Source organism: Micromonospora sp. NPDC051543 (assembly GCF_044454415.1).
GTDB lineage: Bacteria > Actinomycetota > Actinomycetes > Mycobacteriales > Micromonosporaceae > Micromonospora.
On the sequence record NZ_JBITDT010000009.1, the window covers coordinates 225014 to 244062 of the forward strand.

17 protein-coding genes and 1 pseudogene are annotated in these 19049 nt (G+C 72.2%); 5 read left to right on the forward strand and 13 right to left on the reverse strand.

What is annotated here, in order from left to right:
• Positions 1 to 193: 193 nt before the first annotated feature.
• The 6 genes from secF to ruvC all read right to left on the reverse strand — a co-directional run bounded on the left by secF (position 194) and on the right by ruvC (position 6256).
• On the reverse strand, positions 194 to 1384 hold the full coding sequence (gene secF, locus ACIA3K_RS18430; protein ID WP_396802391.1) for a protein translocase subunit SecF: 1191 nt from the start codon (positions 1382 to 1384) through the stop codon (positions 194 to 196).
• A gap of 1 nt (position 1385) precedes the next feature.
• The gene (gene secD / locus ACIA3K_RS18435) at positions 1386 to 3305 is read right to left on the reverse strand and encodes a protein translocase subunit SecD (protein WP_396802393.1); all 1920 of its coding nucleotides are present in this window, start codon (positions 3303 to 3305) and stop codon (positions 1386 to 1388) included.
• A 282-nt stretch (positions 3306 to 3587) separates the two neighbouring features.
• On the reverse strand, positions 3588 to 3926 hold the full coding sequence (gene yajC, locus ACIA3K_RS18440) for a preprotein translocase subunit YajC (RefSeq protein WP_396802395.1): 339 nt from the start codon (positions 3924 to 3926) through the stop codon (positions 3588 to 3590).
• Positions 3927 to 4065: 139 nt separating this feature from the next.
• Positions 4066 to 5133, reverse strand: coding sequence for a Holliday junction branch migration DNA helicase RuvB (ruvB, locus tag ACIA3K_RS18445; protein WP_396802396.1), 1068 nt, complete (start codon positions 5131 to 5133; stop codon positions 4066 to 4068).
• Entirely contained in the window at positions 5130 to 5732 is a 603-nt protein-coding gene (gene ruvA / locus ACIA3K_RS18450) for a Holliday junction branch migration protein RuvA (protein ID WP_396802397.1), read from the reverse strand. Before ruvA ends, ruvB begins: the two co-directional genes overlap by 4 nt.
• The gene (ruvC, locus tag ACIA3K_RS18455; RefSeq protein ID WP_396802398.1) at positions 5729 to 6256 is read right to left on the reverse strand and encodes a crossover junction endodeoxyribonuclease RuvC; all 528 of its coding nucleotides are present in this window, start codon (positions 6254 to 6256) and stop codon (positions 5729 to 5731) included. The genes ruvA and ruvC overlap by 4 nt, the downstream gene beginning before the upstream one ends.
• Before the next feature lie 817 nt (positions 6257 to 7073).
• Between ruvC and ACIA3K_RS18460 the strand changes: the two genes are divergently transcribed.
• Positions 7074 to 7856 (forward strand): 3-hydroxybutyrate dehydrogenase, encoded by a 783-nt coding sequence (locus ACIA3K_RS18460; protein ID WP_396802399.1) that lies wholly within the window; start codon positions 7074 to 7076, stop codon positions 7854 to 7856.
• 14 nt (positions 7857 to 7870) lie between these two features.
• Positions 7871 to 9790, forward strand: a complete 1920-nt coding sequence (locus ACIA3K_RS18465; RefSeq protein WP_396802400.1) for a helix-turn-helix domain-containing protein — start codon at positions 7871 to 7873, stop codon at positions 9788 to 9790.
• A gap of 42 nt (positions 9791 to 9832) precedes the next feature.
• Here ACIA3K_RS18465 and ACIA3K_RS18470 read toward each other — a convergent pair whose 3' ends face one another.
• The 3 genes from ACIA3K_RS18470 to ACIA3K_RS18480 form a co-directional block, all read right to left on the reverse strand.
• The gene (locus tag ACIA3K_RS18470; RefSeq protein WP_396802401.1) at positions 9833 to 10441 is read right to left on the reverse strand and encodes a TetR/AcrR family transcriptional regulator; all 609 of its coding nucleotides are present in this window, start codon (positions 10439 to 10441) and stop codon (positions 9833 to 9835) included.
• Between the two features lie 10 nt (positions 10442 to 10451).
• The gene (locus ACIA3K_RS18475; protein ID WP_396802402.1) at positions 10452 to 12020 is read right to left on the reverse strand and encodes an MFS transporter; all 1569 of its coding nucleotides are present in this window, start codon (positions 12018 to 12020) and stop codon (positions 10452 to 10454) included.
• 120 nt (positions 12021 to 12140) lie between these two features.
• Positions 12141 to 12794, reverse strand: a complete 654-nt coding sequence (locus ACIA3K_RS18480) for a transcriptional regulator (protein WP_396802403.1) — start codon at positions 12792 to 12794, stop codon at positions 12141 to 12143.
• A 171-nt stretch (positions 12795 to 12965) separates the two neighbouring features.
• Between ACIA3K_RS18480 and ACIA3K_RS18485 the strand changes: the two genes are divergently transcribed.
• On the forward strand, positions 12966 to 13823 hold the full coding sequence (locus tag ACIA3K_RS18485) for an SPFH domain-containing protein (protein ID WP_396802404.1): 858 nt from the start codon (positions 12966 to 12968) through the stop codon (positions 13821 to 13823).
• Between the two features lie 13 nt (positions 13824 to 13836).
• Here the strand turns inward: ACIA3K_RS18485 and ACIA3K_RS18490 are convergent, their stop codons facing one another.
• Positions 13837 to 14679 (reverse strand): LysR family transcriptional regulator, encoded by an 843-nt coding sequence (locus ACIA3K_RS18490; RefSeq protein ID WP_396802406.1) that lies wholly within the window; start codon positions 14677 to 14679, stop codon positions 13837 to 13839.
• A 708-nt stretch (positions 14680 to 15387) separates the two neighbouring features.
• On the opposite strand from ACIA3K_RS18490, the pseudogene ACIA3K_RS18495 reads away from it, so the two are divergent.
• Positions 15388 to 15882 (forward strand): annotated as a pseudogene (locus ACIA3K_RS18495) (MFS transporter); the annotation flags it as partial.
• Between the two features lie 21 nt (positions 15883 to 15903).
• Here ACIA3K_RS18495 and ACIA3K_RS18500 read toward each other — a convergent pair.
• Both ACIA3K_RS18500 and ACIA3K_RS18505 read right to left on the reverse strand, forming a co-directional pair.
• Positions 15904 to 17280, reverse strand: coding sequence for a permease prefix domain 1-containing protein (locus ACIA3K_RS18500; RefSeq protein WP_396802407.1), 1377 nt, complete (start codon positions 17278 to 17280; stop codon positions 15904 to 15906).
• The gene (locus ACIA3K_RS18505) at positions 17277 to 17642 is read right to left on the reverse strand and encodes a PadR family transcriptional regulator (RefSeq protein ID WP_396802409.1); all 366 of its coding nucleotides are present in this window, start codon (positions 17640 to 17642) and stop codon (positions 17277 to 17279) included. Before ACIA3K_RS18505 ends, ACIA3K_RS18500 begins: the two co-directional genes overlap by 4 nt.
• A 111-nt stretch (positions 17643 to 17753) precedes the next feature.
• Between ACIA3K_RS18505 and ACIA3K_RS18510 the strand changes: the two genes are divergently transcribed.
• Positions 17754 to 18500, forward strand: a complete 747-nt coding sequence (locus ACIA3K_RS18510; RefSeq protein ID WP_396802411.1) for a phosphotransferase family protein — start codon at positions 17754 to 17756, stop codon at positions 18498 to 18500.
• 6 nt (positions 18501 to 18506) lie between these two features.
• On the opposite strand, the gene ACIA3K_RS18515 is transcribed toward ACIA3K_RS18510, so the two are convergent.
• The gene (locus tag ACIA3K_RS18515) at positions 18507 to 19043 is read right to left on the reverse strand and encodes an RBBP9/YdeN family alpha/beta hydrolase (RefSeq protein WP_396802412.1); all 537 of its coding nucleotides are present in this window, start codon (positions 19041 to 19043) and stop codon (positions 18507 to 18509) included.
• Positions 19044 to 19049 lie beyond the last annotated feature (6 nt).

The following is a 19049-nucleotide window of genomic DNA, read 5'->3' on the forward strand; positions in this document are numbered from 1 at the left end:
CGGGGTGTGGTCGCGAGTGCCCGCGCGCTCTCCACGCCCACCCGCCGCCGGCCCCACGCCTCTCGCCCCCCCCCCCCCCGCCCCCCCGCCGTTCGGGCGTTTCCTCCCGGGTCAGCCCCGGGGGCGTTCAGCGCCGCTTGGCGCTCGGGTGCCGGGCTTGTCAGCGCCGCTTGGCGCTCGGGTGCCGGGCTTGTCAGCGACGCTTCGCGCCACCGGGCCGGTTACCGCCGCCGCCGGGGCGACCGCCCCGCGCGCCGGTCGGCCGCTTGCCCGCCGGCCGCGAACCCACCTTCGGGGCCGCGCCGGCCAGCGCCGCCGAGTCCGGGTCGATCACGTCGACCGCGTCACCGTCGACCGGCGTCGGCGTGACCTTGCCGGTGGCCTCACCACGGCCCAACGCACCTCGGCGGGTCTGCACCCGCTTGTTGTGCGCCTGGATACGCGGGTCGTAGTTCTTCAGCAGCGCCAGCAGCGGCGTCGCCACCAGGATTGAGGTCAGGAACGCCACCGCCATACCGACGAACAGCACCAGGCCGAGGTCCTTCAGGGTGCCCGCGCCGAGCAGGCCGGCACCGATGAAGAGCAGACCACCGACGGGCAGCAGCGCCACCACGGAGGTGTTCAGCGACCGCATGAGGCTCTGGTTGACGGCCAGGTTGGCCGCCTCGCCGTACGTCATGTTGTTGTTGGCGGTGATGCCCCGCGTGTTCTCCTGCACCTTGTCGAAGACCACCACCACGTCGTAGAGCGCGAAGCCCAGGATCGTCAGGAAGCCGATGATCGTCGACGGGGTGACCTCGAAGCCGACCAGCGAGTAGATGCCGGCGGTCAGGATCAGGTTCATGAACAGCGACGAGACCGCGGCGACGGCCATCCGCCACTCGAAGCGCAGGATCAGGTAGACCATCACCAGCGCGATGAAGATGATCAGACCCAGCACGGCCCGCTCGGTGACCTGGCTGCCCCACGCCTCGCTGACCTGGTTGCCGCTGATCTCGTTGACGTTGATGTTGAGGTCTTCGGCGATCTGGGCCTTGACCGCGTTGGCCTGCTCGACGGTGAGCTGCGGCGTCCGCAGCTCGTACGAGTCCCCGCCCGGGCCGCCGACCTTCTGGGTGGTGGCGACCTTGACGCCGGTGTTCTCGGCAGCAAGGGCCGAGTTGACCTCACGCTCGGCGTCGTCCAGGGTGCCGACGCTGGCCGGCACCTGGAACGAGTTACCGCCGGCGAACTCGATGCCGAGGCTGAAACCGCGGAGCGCGAAGCTGAGGATCGCGACCAGGATCAAAGCACCGGCGACACCGAACCACAGCTTGCGGCGGCCGACGATGTTGAGACCGGCCTCGCCGTTGTAGAGGCGGCTCGCCAAACCGTTTTGAGCCATCTCAGGCCTCCTTGGCGCGCGGGTTGCGGGGCTGAGTCTGCTGGCTGCGGGCCGGAAGAGCCCGGCCCAGGCCGCTGACCCGCGGGGACAGGAACGCCCGGGTCCGGGCGAACATCGTCATGATCGGGTGCCGGAAGAGGAAGACCACGACCAGGTCCAGCACCGTGGCCAGGCCGAGCGCGAACGCGAAGCCCTTGACCGTGCCGACCGAGACCACGTAGAGCACCACCGCGGAGAGCAACGTGATCGCGTTGGCCGAGATGATCGTCCGGCGGGCCCGGATCCAGGCGCGGGGCACCGCGCTGCGTGGGCTGCGACCCTCTCTGATCTCGTCCTTGAGTCGCTCGAAGTAGATGACGAACGAGTCCGCCGCCACACCGAGCGAGACGATCATGCCGGCGATGCCGGCGAGGGTGAGCGTGAAGCCGATCTGCCGGCCGAGCACCACCAGCGCGCCGAAGACGAGCAGCGCGGAGAGGATCAGGCTCAGGAAGATGACCGAGCCGAGCAGCCGGTAGTAGAAGAACGCGTAGATGATGACCAGCAGCATGCCGATGCCGGCCGCGAGCAGACCGGCGCGCAGGTGGCTGGCACCCAGGGTCGCGGTGACGTTCTGCGCCTCCTGCTGCTCGAAGGTCACCGGCAGCGCGCCGTAGCGGAGCTGGCTGGCGAGGGTGCTGGCGTCCTTCTGGGTGAACTGGCCGGTGATCTGCGAGTTGCCGGTGAGCACACCCTGGATCTCCGGCGAGGACACGATCTCGTTGTCCAGCACGACGGCGACCCGGCACTTGCCGTCCTGGCCGAGCGCCGTGGCGTCGCACGCCTGACCCTCGTTGTTGAACGACTCGCGGGTCAGCGCCGTCCACTTGCCCTGGCCGTCGCCCGTGAAGTCGAGGCTGACCACCCAGGAGTTGGACTGGTCGAGCACCGCGTCGGCGTCGTCCACGTCGGTACCCAGCACCTTGGCCTGGTCGAGCAGGTACTTCGATGCGCCGTCCTCGCAGGACACGACCTGCTGCTTCGGGTCGGAGATCGACGCCGGCGGGCGCTTGTCGAGCTGCGCGCAGCCGATCGTCGGCACGTTGAACTGCATCTGCGCCGGCAGCACGGCCACCTCTTGCGGGGTGAGCGTGCTGAACGGCTTGAGCTTGTCGCCCAGTGACGGGTCGGCGCTCAGGTCGGCGGGGGCCTGCAGGCCACTCGCGGCCTGCCAGGCGGCGGCCCCGACCTTCTGCTCGACGGCCTTGCGCTGCTCCTCGATGCTCGCCGGCACCGGCTCGGCGCTGGCGCTCGCGGAGGGCGCGGCGCTCGCACTCGGGGAGGCCGACGGGGTCGGCGTGGCGCTGGCGGACGGCGCGGGAGCCATCCCGCCCTGTCCTCCGCTGGCCGACGGGCTCACCTTCGCTTCGCCGGTCGCCGACGGGGTCACCTTCGGCGCGGCGCTGCCCGACGGGGCGCCGGACGGCGGCGCGGCGCTCGCGGTCGGCGCGGCGGCCGGCGGCGCGGTGGCCGCCCCGCTGCCGTCGGCGGCCTTGAGCACCTTGCGGAAGCGCAGCTCGGCGGCGCTGCCCACGTCGGTGAGGTCCCGGTTCTCACCGGGCAGGGAGATGACGATGTTCCGGTTGCCCTCGGTGACCACCTCGGCCTCGGCCACGCCGAACGCGTTGACCCGGCTCTCGATGATCTGGCGGGCCTCCTCGAGGTTCTCCGCCGTCGGGGGCTTACCGTCGACGGAGTTGGTCGCCTCCAGCGTGACCCGGGTGCCGCCGATCAGGTCCAGGCCGAGCCGTGGCTCCAGCCGGTCCTTGAAGCTGCCGCTGGCACCGCCCGCGAAGAACACCAGAAGGTAGAGGACGACGAAGATGAGCCCGAGCACGGCGAGTTGCCGGCCGGGGCGCATCTGTCCCTGAGGTGGTGCCACGGTTGTCCTGTCTCCCTGTACGGTCGCGCCGCTGCGCTCGGCGGCGGCGGCGAGTGTCGGGCCGGGGGTCCCGGCCAACGATCTGACCTGAGTCGGCGGGGTGCCGACACAGTGGCCGGACACGCCGGCACGGGGACGCCGACGGCCACGGGAACGTGCCGACGCCCGGCGTCGACCCAACTATCCAGTTTTCACGTCACGTCCGCTGCCCCGTCGGGCGCGGCGCCCCGGGGAGCCGGTCGGCCGGCCGTACCGCCGAAACCGTCGACCCCCGCGGGAAGGTCACTCCTTGACGGTGTCCGCGTCCTCGGTGACCGGCTCGCTCGGCAGCTCGGCGCGGGTGACCACCCGGGCGATGGCCGGGCGGGCGTACCGGGTCTGGACGCCCGGAGCGATCTCGAGCAGGACCGCGTCGTCCTCGACGCCGGTGACCGTGCCGTAGAGCCCTCCGATGGTGACGACCTCGTCGCCCGGGCCGAGCGCGGACTGCATGGACTCGGCTTCGCGACGACGCTTCTGCTGGGGACGGATCATCATGAAGTACATGACGCCGAAGAGCAGAGCGATCATCAGGATCGGCGTGAAGCCGCCGGCCCCACCACCCGCTGCAAGGTATTGCACGGTTACTGCCTTCCGATTGGTCTCCTGACCGGCACGGGGGGTGCCGGAGCGGAGGCGGATTCTCACGTCCTGTACAGACCGCGGCGAAGTCTAATCCCTGCACCTGAGAACACCGAATGCGGCACAGATCACGTTCACATTACGGCTGATCGGTATCCACGGAGAACAGATCGGGTGCTGGCGGGACATCCGCCCCAAATGTACCATTCGGTGGAGTACGCCCCAGATGCAGCCAGGCGGCCTCCGTGGCCACCCGCCCTCGGGGCGTACGCGCCAACAGGCCGGCACGCACCAGGAACGGCTCGCAGACCTCCTCGACCGTGTCCGGCTGCTCCCCCACCGCCACGGCGAGGGTGGACAACCCGACCGGACCACCCCGGAACGAGTCCACCAGGGCCCTCAGCACCGCTTTGTCCAACCGGTCCAGGCCCAGCGCGTCGACGTCGTACACCGTCAGGGCCTTGCGGGCGGTGCCGAGGGTGACCACACCGTCGGCGCGGACCTCCGCGTAGTCACGGACCCGGCGCAACAGCCGGTTGGCGATCCGGGGCGTGCCCCGGGAGCGGCCGGCGATCTCGGCCGCGCCGTCCGGAGTGATCGGCACCCCGAGGATGCGCGCCGAACGGTGCAGCAACGTCTCCAGATCCGCCGGGGCGTAGAAGTCGAGGTGCGCGACGAAGCCGAACCGGTCCCGCATGGGCCCGGTCAGCAGACCCGAGCGGGTGGTCGCGCCGACCAGGGTGAACGGCTCGACGTCCAGCGGGATCGCGGTCGCGCCCGGCCCCTTGCCGACCACCACGTCGACCCGGAAGTCCTCCATCGCGCTGTAGAGCAGCTCCTCCGCCGGTCGGGCGATCCGGTGGATCTCGTCGATGAAGAGCACGTCGCCCTCGGCGAGGCTGGTCAGGATCGCCGCCAGGTCACCCGACCGTTCGATCGCCGGGCCACTGGTCACCCGGATGCCCGCGCCCAGCTCGGCGGCGACGATGTTGGCGAGGCTCGTCTTGCCCAACCCGGGCGGCCCGGAGAGCAGGATGTGGTCCGGCGGCGACCCCCGCCGCATGGCGCCCTGCAACAGCAGGTCGAGCTGGTCACGCACCCGGTCCTGGGCGATGAACTCCGCCAGCCGCCGAGGCCGTACGGTCGCCTCCGCGTCCCGCTCGGCATCGCTGACGTACGCCGAGACGAGCCCGTCGGTCTCGCTCATCGGGTCCGGCCCAGCAGCCGGATGGCCTGCTTGAGCAGGACCGGCACGGGCGGGGTGGCCCCGTCGATCGTCTCCGCCACGGCGGCCACCGCCTGGTCCGCCTGCCCGGCCGTCCAGCCCAGCCCGACAAGCGCCTGCCGGACCTGGTCGGGCCACGCGCCACCGGTCACGCCACCGGCCCCGTCGGCGCCGATCGAGACCGGGCCGATGCGGTCGCGCAACTCCAGCACCAGGCGCTCGGCGCCCTTCTTACCGATACCGGGCACCCGGGTCAGCGCGGCGGTGTCGGCGTTGGCGATGGCCTTGCGCACCGCGTCCGGCGTGTGCACCGCCAGCACGGCCTGGGCCAGCCGCGGGCCGACCCCGCTGGCGGTCTGCAACAGCTCGAACAGCGCCCGGGCATCGTCGTCGGCGAACCCGTACAGGGTCAGCGAGTCCTCCCGGACCACCAGGCTGGTCGCCAGCCGCGCCGGCTGCCCCACCCGCAGCTCGGCGAGCGTCCCGGGAGCGCAGTGCACGGCCAGACCGACCCCGCCGACCTCGATCACGGCCAGATCCGGACCCGTCGCGGTCACCGTGCCGCGCACGCTGGCGATCATCGTGCTCCTCCTCGTCGTGCCCGGTCGGCAGCGGCGGCCAGCTTGGAGCGGGTGCCGCCACGCCACACGTGACAGATGGCCAGGGCGAGCGCGTCGGCGGCGTCCGCCGGTTTCGGCGGCTCGGCCAACCGCAGCAGCCGGGTCACCATCGCGGTCATCTGCGCCTTGTCGGCCGAACCGGAACCGGTCACCGCCGCCTTCACCTCGCTCGGGGTGTACGTCTGCACCGGCAACCCGGCCCGCGCCCCGGCCAGCACCGCGATGCCGCTGGCCTGGGCGGTGCCCATCACCGTACGGACGTTGTGCTGACTGAACACCCGCTCGACGGCGACACTCTCCGGTTCGTGCTTGGCCACCAACTCCGTCAGCGACCGGTCCAGGTGCAGCAGCCGCAACGCCAGGTCGTCGGCCGGATCGGTGTAGACCACGTAGTAGGCGACCAGCGTGCAGGGCCGGCCGGGCACGCCCTCGACGACGCCCACCCCACAGCGCGTCAACCCCGGGTCGACCCCCAGCACCCGCACGCCGCCCCCTCCCCCAGTACGTGTGTTCGACACCCTAACCCCCACCCTCCCCACCGCCCCCACGGGACACGCCTCACGCCCCGCGCCCCGCGCCCCGCGCCCCGCGCCCCGCGCCCCGCGCCCCGCGCCCCGCGCCCCGCGCCCCGCGCCCCGCGCCCGCGCCCGCGCCCGCGCCCGCGCCCAAGATCCTCACAAGATCCCCGAAGTTGCTGCCTCAGCCGCGCCGGAGACAGCAACATCCCCGAAGTTGCGCGGATCTTGACGGCGCGTGCCACCCACGATCACCGCCCGGCGCCGATCTGCGGGCCAGCAGGGCAGCGGCGCGGGCGGGCCTACACGGCCCAAGGTCACGCTCGATCCTGGATGTAGTGGCCTCTCACCTCGCCCACACCACTACATCCTGGATGCAGCACGATCTTGCGGGCTGCCTGGCGGGCGGACCGGCCGGGCCTGCACGGCCCAAGGTCACGCTCGATCCTGGATGTAGTGGCCTCTCGCCCCGCTGACGCCACTACATCCTGGATGCAGCGCGATCTTGCGGCCGGCGCGGCGGCCCAGCGGGCGGACCGGCGGCCCAGCGGGCGGACCGGCGGCCCAGCGGGCGGACCGGCGGCCCAGCGGCCGGACCGGCGGCCCAGCGGGCGGGGCGGCCTTCCAGCGGACGGGCCGGCACCTCAGCGGACGGGCCGGCACCCCAGCGGGCAGCGCGGCGGGCCAGCGGGCAACGGCGGTGGACGGAGGGGCACACACCTTTGCCCGGGAGTATGTGGCTCCGGCCCATGTGCCGACGGACACACAGCTCGTAACTTCTTGCGCCATGACGGCAGAACCCGTGGCGGTCCCCCACGTCGTACAGCTCGACCTCGCCGGTCGGACCGCCCTGGTCACCGGCGGCGGCAGCGGCATCGGGCGGGCGTGCGCCCTGCGTCTCGGCGCGGCCGGCGCGAAGGTGCTCGTGGTGGACCGCAACCTGGAGGCGGCCAAGGCCGTGGCCGCCCAGGCCGGCGGACGCGCTGAGGGCGTGGACCTGGCCGACGCGGCTGCCGTGGACGCCCTCGACGTGGACGTCGACATCGTGGTGAACAACGCGGGGCTCCAGCACGTGGCGCCGGTGCAGGACTTTCCCGTCGAGCGTTTCGAGTACATCCAGCGGGTGATGGTGGAGGCGCCGTTCCTGCTGATCCGCCGGGCGCTGCCGCACATGTACGCCCGGGGCTGGGGTCGGATCGTCAACATCTCGTCGGTGCACGGTCTGCGCGCCTCGCCGTACAAGGCGGCGTACGTCTCGGCGAAGCACGCCCTCGAAGGGCTCTCGAAGGTGGTGGCGCTGGAGGGTGCCGCACACGGGGTGACCGCCAACTGCATCAACCCCGCGTACGTGCGGACCGCCCTGGTCGAGAGCCAGATCGCCGACCAGGCGGCCAGCCACGGTATCGAGGAGGCCGAGGTCATCGAGAAGATCATGCTGGCCCGGGCGGCCGTGAAACGGCTGATCGAACCGGAGGAGGTGGCCGAGTTGCTGGCGTACCTCTGCTCGCCGCCGGCGGCCTTCATCACCGGCGCGTCGATCGCGCTCGACGGGGGCTGGACGGCCAACTAGTGGGTCCGCGCACAATGTCGACCATGTCGTCGCCGGTGGAGTTCCTGGAGCTGCTCGCCCGCGAGGCCGCCGCGGTGGAGTTCGAAGGCCCGCTGGTGGCCGCGCGGGCCGCGGGTGTGCCGCCGGCCCGGCTTGCCGAGTTGGAGCAGGCCAAGACGGTGGCGTTGCGGGTCCGCGCGCTGCTGGAGCGCCGTCGTCGCCGGGAGACCGAGCTGTCCGGCCTGTACGACACGGTCAGTGACCTGGCCGGGCTGCGCGACCTGGACGACGTGCTGCGGGCGATCGTGCACCGGGCGCGCAACCTGCTCGGCGCGGACGTGGCGTACATGACGTTGAACGACGACGAGCGCGGCGACACGTACATGCGGGTGACCGACGGGTCCGTGTCGGCCCGCTTCCAGCGGTTGCGGCTGCCGATGGGCGCCGGCCTGGGTGGTCTGGTGGCCCAGTCCGGCGCGCCGTACGTCACGGCCAACTACGGCGAGGACGCGCGCTTCCACCACACCGGCGAGATCGACGCCGGCGTGGGCGAGGAGGGCCTGGTGGCGATCCTCGGAGTGCCGCTGCGCCTCGGCTCCACCTCGATCGGGGTGCTCTACTCGGCCAACCGCTCGGCCCGGCCGTTCGCCCGGGAGGAGGTCGCGCTGCTGGTCTCCCTGGCCGCGCACGCCGCGGTGGCGATCGACACGGCCCGGCTGCTGGCCGAGACCCGTTCGGCGCTGGCCGAGTTGTCGGCGGCGAACACGACAATCCGGGCGCACAGCAGCTCGGTGGAGCGGGCCGCGGCGGCGCACGACCGGATGACGGCGCTGGTGCTGCGCGGCGGTGGCGTGGAGGACGTGGCGGCGGCGGTGACCGACGTGCTGGGCGGGGCGCTGCTGGCGTTGGACGCCGAGGGTCGCCTGCTGGCCCGGGTCGGCGAGATCGACGAGCCGGAGCGGGCGGACATCGTCGAGGCGGTGGCCGCGTCCCGGACCGAGGGGCGCAGCGTCCGCCGTGGTCCACTGTGGTACGCGGCGGTGGTCGCCGGTACGGAGAACCTGGGCGCGCTGGTGTTGCGTCCCAACGACGAGTTGGTCGACGCGGACCAGCGCATCCTGGAGCGGGCCGCGCTGGTGACCGCCCTGCTGCTGCTGTTCCGCCGGACGGTCGCCGAGGCGGAGGGTCGGGTTCGTGGCGAGTTGCTGGACGACCTGATCGCCCGGCCGCTGCGCGACACCGACGCGCTGCGCAGCCGGGCCCGTCGGCTCGGGGTGGACCTGGACGCGCCGCACGTGCTGGTGACGGTGGGCGACGACGCGATCGCCGCGACCGGCTCGGCGCGGCAACGGGTGCTCTCCTGGGCCACCACGTACGCCTCGACGCGGGGTGGCCTGGCGGCGGCGCGCGACGGTCGGGTGGTCCTGATGCTGCCGGGCCAGGACGCCGGCGGCAGCGCCCGCGCGGTGGCGCGGGACCTGTCGCGGGTGACGGGCCGGCCGGTGACCGCCGGGGCGAGTGGCCCGGCGACCGGGCCGGGGGCGCTGGCGGGGACGTTCCACGAGGCGGACCGCTGCCTCACCGCCCTCGGCGCGCTGGGCCGCGCCGGTCAGGGGGCGAGCACCGCCGAGTTGGGCTTCGTCGGGCTGCTGCTGGGCACGGTGGGTGACCAGGGCGACAAGGACGTGGCGCGGTTCCTCACCACGACGGTCGGGCCGGTCGTCGACTACGACGCCCGGCGCGGGACGGCGCTGGTGAAGACGCTGGAGGCGTACTTCGGGGTGGGCGGCAGTCTGGCCCGGGCCGCCGAGCAGCTGCACGTGCACGTCAACACGGTCACCCAGCGGCTGGAGCGGGTCGGGCAGTTGCTCGGCGCGGACTGGCAGCGGCCCGAGCGGGCGTTGGAGGTGCAGTTGGCGCTGCGCCTGCACCGGCTGCGCGCCCCGGCGGGCTGACCCGACACACGGTCGAGAGAGCCCGGCCAGGGCGGGGTCGGGTCAGCGGGCGCGGATGCCGTCGAGGACGGCGTCGACGACCTGCGCCGGCAGTTTGCGGTCGTCCAGCTCCGGGTTCCACTGGAGTACGCGTTGGATCAGCATCGGCCCGGTGAGCAGCGCCATGGTCACCTCGACGTCGATGTCGGGCCGCAGCAGGCCCTCGTCGATGCCGCGTCGCAGCACCTCGCGCATGAGCTGCCGCCGGGGCGCGATGATGTTCTGGTAGAGCTGGAACTGGTCCGGGCTGCGGTTCACCGCCGGCACCAGGCACGGCATGATCTTCGCCGCGCGCGGGTCGACGTTCTGCCCGACCGCGCCGACCAGCAGGAGCAGGTCGTCACGCACGGAGTGCCCGGCCGGCTGGGGCATGATGCCCTTGAGTCGGCGCAGCGCATCGAGCAGCAGCGCGTCCTTGCCGGCCCAGCGGCGGTAGATGGTGGCCTTGCCGACGCCGGCGCGGGTGGCGATCGCCTCGATCGAGAGCGCCTCGACGGTGCTGCCCTCGGCGAGCAGGTCGAGGGTGGCCTCGACGATCGCCTCGTCGGCGCGGATGCTCCGCGGTCGCCCGGGCGACCGCGGAGCATCGGCGGTGGACCTCATGTCGGACATGTCCCCGAACCTAAGCCGTCCCGGCCAACTCGGGCTCGGTGGCGGGTGCGGCCGACGCGGGCGGCAGGGCGTCGCGGCCCGGCATCCACCGCAGCACCACCACCATGCCGAGGGCCGCGACGATCGCGGACAGCGCCGCCGCCCAGTGCATGGCCGTGACGAAGGCGTCGTTGGCCGCCGAGATCAGCGTGGGCGCCGCCGGGCCGAGTTGCCCGGCCGCCGCGTACGCCCCGGAGATCGACTCGTTGGCCGCGTCCTGCGCCTGGGCGGGCAGGCCGGTCAGCGCGTCGCCCACGTCGCTGCGGTAGACCGCGCTGAGCACCGAACCGAGGACCGCCACGCCGAGCGCGCCGGCCACCTGGCGGACGGTGTTGCTCACCGCAGAGCCGACGCCGGCCTTCTCGCGCGGCAGCGCCGACATGATGGACTCGGTGGCCGGCGGCATGATGTTGGCCATTCCGACGCCCTGGAGGAAGAAGACGACCAGCACCATCCAGATCGGGGTGGAGGCGTCGATGAAGGCGAACGCGGCCAGCGCCACCACGGTCAGCCCCAGCCCGACGGCGGCGACCGCCCGGCCGCCGTAGCGGCGGACCATCGCGGCGCTGCGCGGCGCGAAGATCAGCTGGGCCCCGGCGAAGGGCAGGAAGAGCAGACCGGTCTGCAGCGGGCTGTAGTCGCGAACCAGCTGCAGATAGAAGGAGCTGAAGAACATCACGCCCATCGCGGCGAAGAACACCAGGCCGACGATGGCCACCGGCGCTGCGAAACGGGGCACCTTGAACAGGCGGACGTCCAGCGACGGGTGGTCGGAGCGGAGCTCGTGCCGCACGAACCAGGCCAGCACGGCGATGCCCACCAGGATCGAACCCCAGGCCACCGGACGGTCGAAGCCGTGCTCGCCGCCGTCGATGATGCCGTAGGAGAGGGCCACCAGGCCGACCACGGAGAGCAGGACGCCGAGCAGGTCGACGCGGCCGGGGCGCGGGTCACGCGACTCGGGGACGAGCAGCGCCACCAGGATCACGCCGGCGACGACCACCGGGACGTTGATCAGGAAGACCGAGCCCCACCAGAAGTGCTCCAGCAGCGTGCCGCCGAGGATCGGGCCGATCGCCACGGCCAGGCCGACCGCGCCGGCCCAGATGCCGATGGCCCGGCCGCGCTCGCGGGGATCGAAGACGTTGGAGATGATCGAGAGCGTCACCGGCATGATGGCCGCGCCGCCGACCCCCATCAGGGCGCGGGCCGCGATGAGCTGCGCGGGGCTGTCGGCGTACGCCGAGAGCAGCGACGCCAGGCCGAACAGCGCCAATCCGATCATCAGGAAGCGCTTGCGGCCGGCGCGGTCGCCGAGCACGCCGAAGGTGAACAGCAGGCCGGCGAAGACCAGCGTGTAGGAGTTGATCGCCCACTCCAGCTCGCCCTGGCTGGCGCCGAGACCGTGTACCGGGTCGGCCAGGGTGCGTAGGGCGACGTTGAGGATCGTGTTGTCGAGGACGACGACGAGGAGGCTGATCACCAGCACCCCGAGGATCGCCCACCTCCTCGGGTGTCCTGTGTTGTCGTGCAGCTCCATGCCCGGTTCTCCCCCCGGTTGCACCCGTCCGCAATACGATACGGGCCAGACTCGTAACGGCGAACAGACTACGACCGCCATTAACGATACGGAACTGTTTCGTATTGGAAGTGGTCGGCGTCACGTCTCGGCGCGACGCCGCTCCCCCGGCTCCGGCACGCTCAGACAGGCGGCCACGGCCGCCGGCAGCGCGCTCAGGTGGACCGCGGGCGCGGTGAGCGGTTCGATCCAGCCCGGCCCCGCGCCGTAGACGCGCAGGCCGGGAAAATCGCGGGCGAAACGCACCAGGCGGTACGCCCGGCCGGTGACCGGCGTCTGCGACCACACCACGACGGTGTACGGGCGAGCGCGGCGCACGGCGCTGCCCAACGCGGACCACGGCAGGGCCGGCCCCAGGTGCAGGCAGCCACGCCCGCGCTCCCGCAGGGCCGCGGCGAGGGCGTGTAGACCGAGCGAGTGCGCCTCCCGCTCGGCGCCGGCCAGCAACACCCCGCCGGTCGGCAGGGACCGCCCGGGATCCCGGCGATACACGTCCAGCCCGACGCGGACGCCCTCGGACAGGGCGTGTTCCACGGCGATCTCCCCGGCGTCGCGCCCCGACAGAGGCGCCAGCAGCGGCTGGCAGACCTGCTCCCAGAGCGCCGGCACGCCCCACTCGGCCGCCAACTCCAGCATCAGCGCGGCGACACGGTTACCGTCCAGGTCCTCGGCCGCCAGCGAGACCCGCTTGAGCGCGGTCTGCACGGCGTCTGCCGGCATCGGATCGGTCAGCACAGACGTACCCCCGGGTCGGTGTTCTCTACCCAGGGTTCGCCGCGACCGGGCGCGGCGGATGCGCCCGGCGCGGAATTTACCGGCGGAGGACCGACGCCGACCGGCGCGGCCCGACTTGACCGGATCGCCTAACTTGAAGATCCACACAGCCCAGCGGAAGGCCCCCACCCCATGCCCGTCGGCTTCACCATGGCGATCGTCCTCGCCGTCGCCCTGGTCGTCAGCGCCGTCGCCGCGCTCCTCGCCCCCGCCCGCTCGCTGAAGCGGGTGGCCGCCCTCGCCGCGCTCGGCTTCCTCACCCTCAGCCTGGTGGTCGGCATCGCCTCCAGCGCCCACTCGGTGCCGATCCGCTCGGTGGGCATCGTGACCAGCTTCGGCAAGCCGACCGGCGAGGTGACCGGCTCGGGCCTGAAGTGGGTGGCCCCCTGGCAGAAGGTCGGTGAGTGGGACGCGGGCCGGCAGAAGTACGACCACATCGGCGGCAACGACTGCGTCCGGGTCCGTACCGGAACGCTCGCCGACGCCTGCGTCGAGGTGCTCATCGAGTGGCAGGTCAAACCGGAGAACGCCCCCAAGCAGTTCATGGACTACAAGGGAGACTTCGACAGCTTCCGGGGACAGCGGGTGGGCGTGCAGCTCGACAGCGCGGTCAACGACGCGTTCGCCGCGTACAACCCGCTGGAGAAGATCGACGCGCGCACCGGCGACCTCAACGTCGACCTCAAACCGTTCGCGGCGAACATCAAGACCAGCGCGGAGAGCCGCCTCGCCACGGACGTCGACATCCTGTCGGTGACCATCACCCGGGTCAACCACGACGACAAGACCGAGGGCAACATCAAGGCGTTCCAGGACAAGCTGGCGCAGACCCGCAACCTGGAGCAGGACCGTAAGAACGCCGAGATCTCCAAGCAGATCACCGAGACCAACGCGAAGGTCGACAAGGTGACCCGGTGCCTGGAGATCGCCGAGAAGAACGGCGCGAACCCGGGCCTGTGCATCAACCCGGGCATCGTCACCGGCAAGTGACCCGGGGCGGAGCTCAGACCATCCGACGCAGCGCGTTCTCCACGGCGTCCGTCAACGGATCACCCTCCGTCGCCGGATGCCGGGTCAGCCCGAACTCGACGTCCGGCAGGGCGGGTAGGGCGTCGGCGTGGTGGGACGACATGCCCGGTTCGAGGTTCGCCGGCATGAGCGCGGCCACGCCGAGCCCGGCCCGGACCGCCGCGAGCACCCCGACCAGGCTGTTGCTCTCGAAGGCCACCCGCCAAGGCCGATCGGCACGCCCCATCGCGTCGAGCACGGCCGTACGCCAGGAGCACGGGGTCGAGAACAGCACGACGGGCAGCGGATCGGCGGTTACGTCCACACCCTGACCGACCGCCCACACCAGCGATCGGCGTACGGTCCAGCGCGGCGGACCGGGGATGTCCGGTACGGCGTCGAGCACGAGCTGGACGCGACCCGCGTCGTAGGCCTCCCGCATGGCGGAGTTGGACAGACTGAGGACCTCCAGCGTCGCGCGGGGGTGCAGTCGGGCGAGGTCGGCGAGCGCCTGCGGCAGCTGGGACGCGGCGAGGTCTTCGAGCAACCCGACGCCACAGTGGCCGGTGAGCGCACGCCCGGTCTCGGTCAGGGCCTGTCCGGAGAGCGCGAGGATGCGTTCGGCGTACGGCAGGAGCTGCTCACCCGCCCTAGTGGGAGAGACGCCGGACGGGGACCGGTGCAGCAGTGGATGGCCGACGACGCTCTCCAGCCTGCGCACCTGCTGACTGAGAGCGGGTTGGGTCTGGCCGAGGGCGCTCGCGGCGCGGCTGATGCTGCCAGCCCGTACGGCGGTGACGAACGACCGCAGCAGGCCCGTTTCCAAGTCCCTCGCCATAAGGCCTCATTATGCCTTACCCAAGCAGATGACCACTTCTTATGGGCTGGGCACCGGCCTAGCGTCGGACAGGTGACCAGCTATCGGCAGGTGCTCGGGGTGCCCGGCATGGCGCCCCTGCTGGGCGTCTCGCTGCTGGCCCGCACCGCGATCACGGCCGACGTGACCGCTCTGACGCTGTACGTCGTGCTGAGCCTGAAGCTGGGCTATGTGGCGGCGGGCGGTGTCGCGGCGGCCCTGACGGCCGGGGTGGCACTGGGCGGGCCGCTGCTCGGTCGCCTGATCGACTCGCGGGGCCTGCGCGCCGTACTGCTGGTCACCCTCCTGGCGCAGGTCGCGTTCTGGCTGAGTGTGCCGCTCCTGCGCTACGAGCTGCTGCTGGCGGCCAGCGTCGTGGCGGGTCTGCTGATGGTTCCCGTACAGGCGGTGACCAGGCAGGCGATCGCCGCGATGACGACAGCGGAGCTGCGCCGGACCGCCTTCGCGCTGGAATCGGTGCAGGGCGAGCTGTCGTACATCGTGGGGCCGGCGGTCGTGATCCTGGGTGCGGCGACCGTGTCCCCCGAGGTGGTGGCGTGGGGGGTCGGCGGCGCGATCCTGGCCGGCGGGTCCGGCATCGCGCTGCTCGACCCGCCGATGCGTCCTTACGGCGAAGGGGACGCCGCCACCACCGGACGGCTTGCCCGGCGGCAGTGGCTGAACGGCGACATGATCGCCGCGTTGACGATGGCGCTCGGCACGACGACGCTGCTCAGCGGTGTCGACCTCGCCATCATCGCCACGCTTCGAGAGGCCGGGCAGGTGTCCTGGGCCGCCGTGGTGGTCGTGGTGTTCGGGGTGTCCTCCGTCGTCGGTGGCCTGGTCTACGGGGCGCGGGCCCGGCCGCTGCCCACGTGGCTCCTCCTCGGCGCGCTCGGACTCGTGACGATTCCCGCCGGGCTCGCCGACACCTGGCCCTGGCTGTGTGTCGCCGTCGTCGGCAGCGGGCTCCTCACCGCGCCGACCCTTGCCACGGTGGCCGACGCGGTGAGCCGGTTGGCACCGCCCGGCGTACGCGGGGAGGCGACAGGTCTGCAGTCGTCGGCGCAGAGCGCCGGGTTCGCCCTGGGGTCCCCGCTCGTCGGCGTGGCGATCGACCTCTGGGTGCCGGCCGGCGGCTTCGCGGCGGCCGGGCTCGCCGGCCTGGCCGCCGCGCTGGTCGGACGCCTCCTGTCCCGCAGCTCGCTAGGCGTAGCGGAACAGGGGCGGGAAGACGAGGACCACGATCCAGGCCCAGCCGGCGTAGACCGGCAGGTAGCCGGTCTGCCAGCGCTCGAGGGCCGCGAACGGCGTACGCCGACGCACGAAGCTCAGTAGGAGCCAGGCCGACCACGCGAGGTTGACCAGCAGGACCACGTTCTCGCCGAGGGCCGCCGCCCGGTTGGGCGTGCCCCCGTAGTCGTCGGTGATGCGCCCGGTGATCTCGAACAGCACCAGCACGTCGATGGCCAGCGCGCTGAGCACGAGCGCCAGCTGGAGCTTGTCGAACGCGCCGGGCGGGGCCAGCGGGTCGCGGGCCGACAGCGAGTAGAGCAGCAGCCCCAGCACCACGACCAGCAGCAGGTCGAACAGGATCAGCGCCTCGCGCTCGACGTCGATGCCGTGGCTGGTCCAGACGACGGCCACGAGGAAGGCGAGGAGCGCGGCCGTGAAGAGCGGGGTGAACAGCCGGGTGAGGACCGGCGCGATGTTCTCGACGACACTCTGCTTGGCCTCGACCAGCCACCCGGCCACGACGGCCGCGGCCGCCGCACCGCAGGGTAGGAGCCACTGCGAGACGAACGCCTCCGGGACGATGCCGATGGCCTCGAAGGTGTTGAACAGGAAGGCGGCGAGCACCCCGCCACCGAGGGCCATCAGTACGAAGTAGATGAACCACTCACCGGTGAAGCGGATGAAGTCCATGCGTCGACGGGTCGAACGCCAGTCGTCGGCGACGTAGGCCAGGCCGACCACGAGCCACAGCGCGATCGGCAGGTGGACGCTGGTGACGACCAGGGACTGCGAGTCGCCCGCCAGGGGGTAGACGTTTGCCGCCAGCGCGCCGAGGACGAACAGCGCCACCAGCGCCACGACCACCGCCGGCCGGGCTCGGCGACGCCAGGCGAGGAAGGCCGCCAACCAGGGCAGCGCGAACAGGGTGAAGTTGCGCGTGTAGAACGAGCCGTCGTCGTCGAAGCTCAGCCCGAACAGCGCCGGCGCCTTGACCGACGCCACCGCACCGGCCGCCGCGGCGAGCATCACCCAGAGGTCCCGTCGGGAACGCGTGCCGGCGTCCGGGGCGCCGGAGTCGCCGGTGAGCACGAGCTGCTTCCAGAGCCGCTCCGAGTGTTCCCGGGCGAACTCCCGGGACAGCTCGTCGAGGCTGCCCATCCGTTTCACGGCGACCAGGAACGCCTCGTCCGCGCTGAGGCCCGCCGCGACGAGCGTGTCGACGGAACCGCGGAGGTGGTCCTCCAGCTCGTCGGCGTCGGCCGGGCTCAGCGTCCCGCGGCGCAGCACGTACCGACGCCACTGCGTCACCTGCGCCTCCAACTCCTGTGGACCGTCGTACGCCGTCACGCGAGACCCTCCAGCGGACGCGGCGTCAGCGGCGCGCGGTCGTGCCAGACCGCCTTGAGCGCGCCCACGACCGTGTCCCACTGCCGGCGCTGCTCGGCCAGCTCGGCCCGGCCCCGGTCGGTGATCCGGTAGTACTTGCGTCTGCGCTCGCCGGCGACCGCCTGCCAGCTCGACTCCACGGAGCCGAGCCGTTCGAGACGGTGCAGCAACGGATAGAGCAGCCCCTCGGTCCAGTCCAGCTCACCCCCGGACAGCTCGTTGATCCGCCGCAGGATGGCGTAGCCGTAGCTGTCCCCCTCGGCCAGGATGCCGAGCACCATCGGCGTCGCCGACGCGGCGACCAGGTCCTTGGCGACCTTCACGGGACCTCCCGTCCAACCCTAGAAGTACGATGCATAGTACTGCTAGGTATTTGCCCGCCGCAACGACTCCGACACGAAAACCCGTCGAAGATCGCGGTCGATCCCGCGACAATGGCCGACGTGCCGGAGATCGAGGTCGTCGTCGCCCACTCCGAGCGGGCGACCGTACGTGCCGGGGACGTGTTTCTCAAGATCGACGCTGATCCGGATCACGCGGACGTCGAGGTGGCGGCGATGGCGCTGGCACCCGTGCCGACCCCGGAGGTCCTCTGGCGCAATCCGCCCGTGCTCGCGCTCGCCGCCCTGCGCGGGCGGGCGCTCGGCCGTCTGGGCGAGCCGTCGACCGCGCCGGCGACGGCGTGGGCCGCGGCGGGCGCCGCCGTACGGACGCTGCACGACGCGCCGCTGCCGCCCTGGTCCGGTCCGAGCCTCGACGAGCTGGCCACGCGGCTCGACCGCGAGTGCGGGTGGCTCGTCGCGAACGACGTTCTCCCCGCCGACCTGGTCACCCGCAACCGGCACATCGCCGAGGCGGCGCTCCGCCCGTGGACACCTGTCTTCACGCACGGCGACCTGCAGGCGGACCACGTGTTCGTCGACGGTGACGAGGTAACCGGCGTGCTCGACTGGTCCGAGGCGAGCCGGGGCGACGCCCTGTTCGACCTCGCCATCCTGACCCTCGGGCACGAGGAGCACCTCGGCGACGTCGTGGCCGGCTACGGCGCCGATGTCGACCTCGACGTGATCCGGGGGTGGTGGTCGTGGCGCAGCCTGGTGGTGATCCGTTGGCTGGCTGAGCACGGCTTCGACCCGTCGGCACCCGGCTGCGAGGTCGACGTGCTGCGGGCGCGGATGTGACGAGCGTCAGGGGATGAGGCGGTCGAGCAGCTCGAACCGCTCGTACGGCTGGTCGTAGTCGCCGAAGTGGCCGTCGTCGCGCACGATCTGGGTGCCGCCGAGCCGCTCGAACATCGCGCGTCCCTGCCGGTCGTCGCAGCCGTACGGATCCTTGCGCGAGTTGACGAAGTAGATGTCGCGCACGTGCGACCGGATCGCGGCCCAGTCGTAGCGCTCCTGCAGGACGGGCTCGTCGCTCGTGTTCGGCCGGGTGCAGTAGCCGGCGACCAGGATCGCCTGGGCCACCGTCACGTCGACATGCTCGAGGAGCGCCAGGAGCAGGGCCGCGCCGCCGGAGTGGCCCACCAGGACGGTGTCCTCGTCGAAGTGGTGCCCGGCCAGCACCGTCGGCAGGAACGTCGCGATCGGCTCGACGTTGACGCCCGGCAGGTACGGCACCTCGACGGCGTAACCCCGGGCCTCCAGCCGCCGGGCCAGCCAGCGGTACCAGACGACGTCCGGGTTACCGCCGGTGCCGTGGAAGATGATCGCGTTCCGTCCCACCGTGCC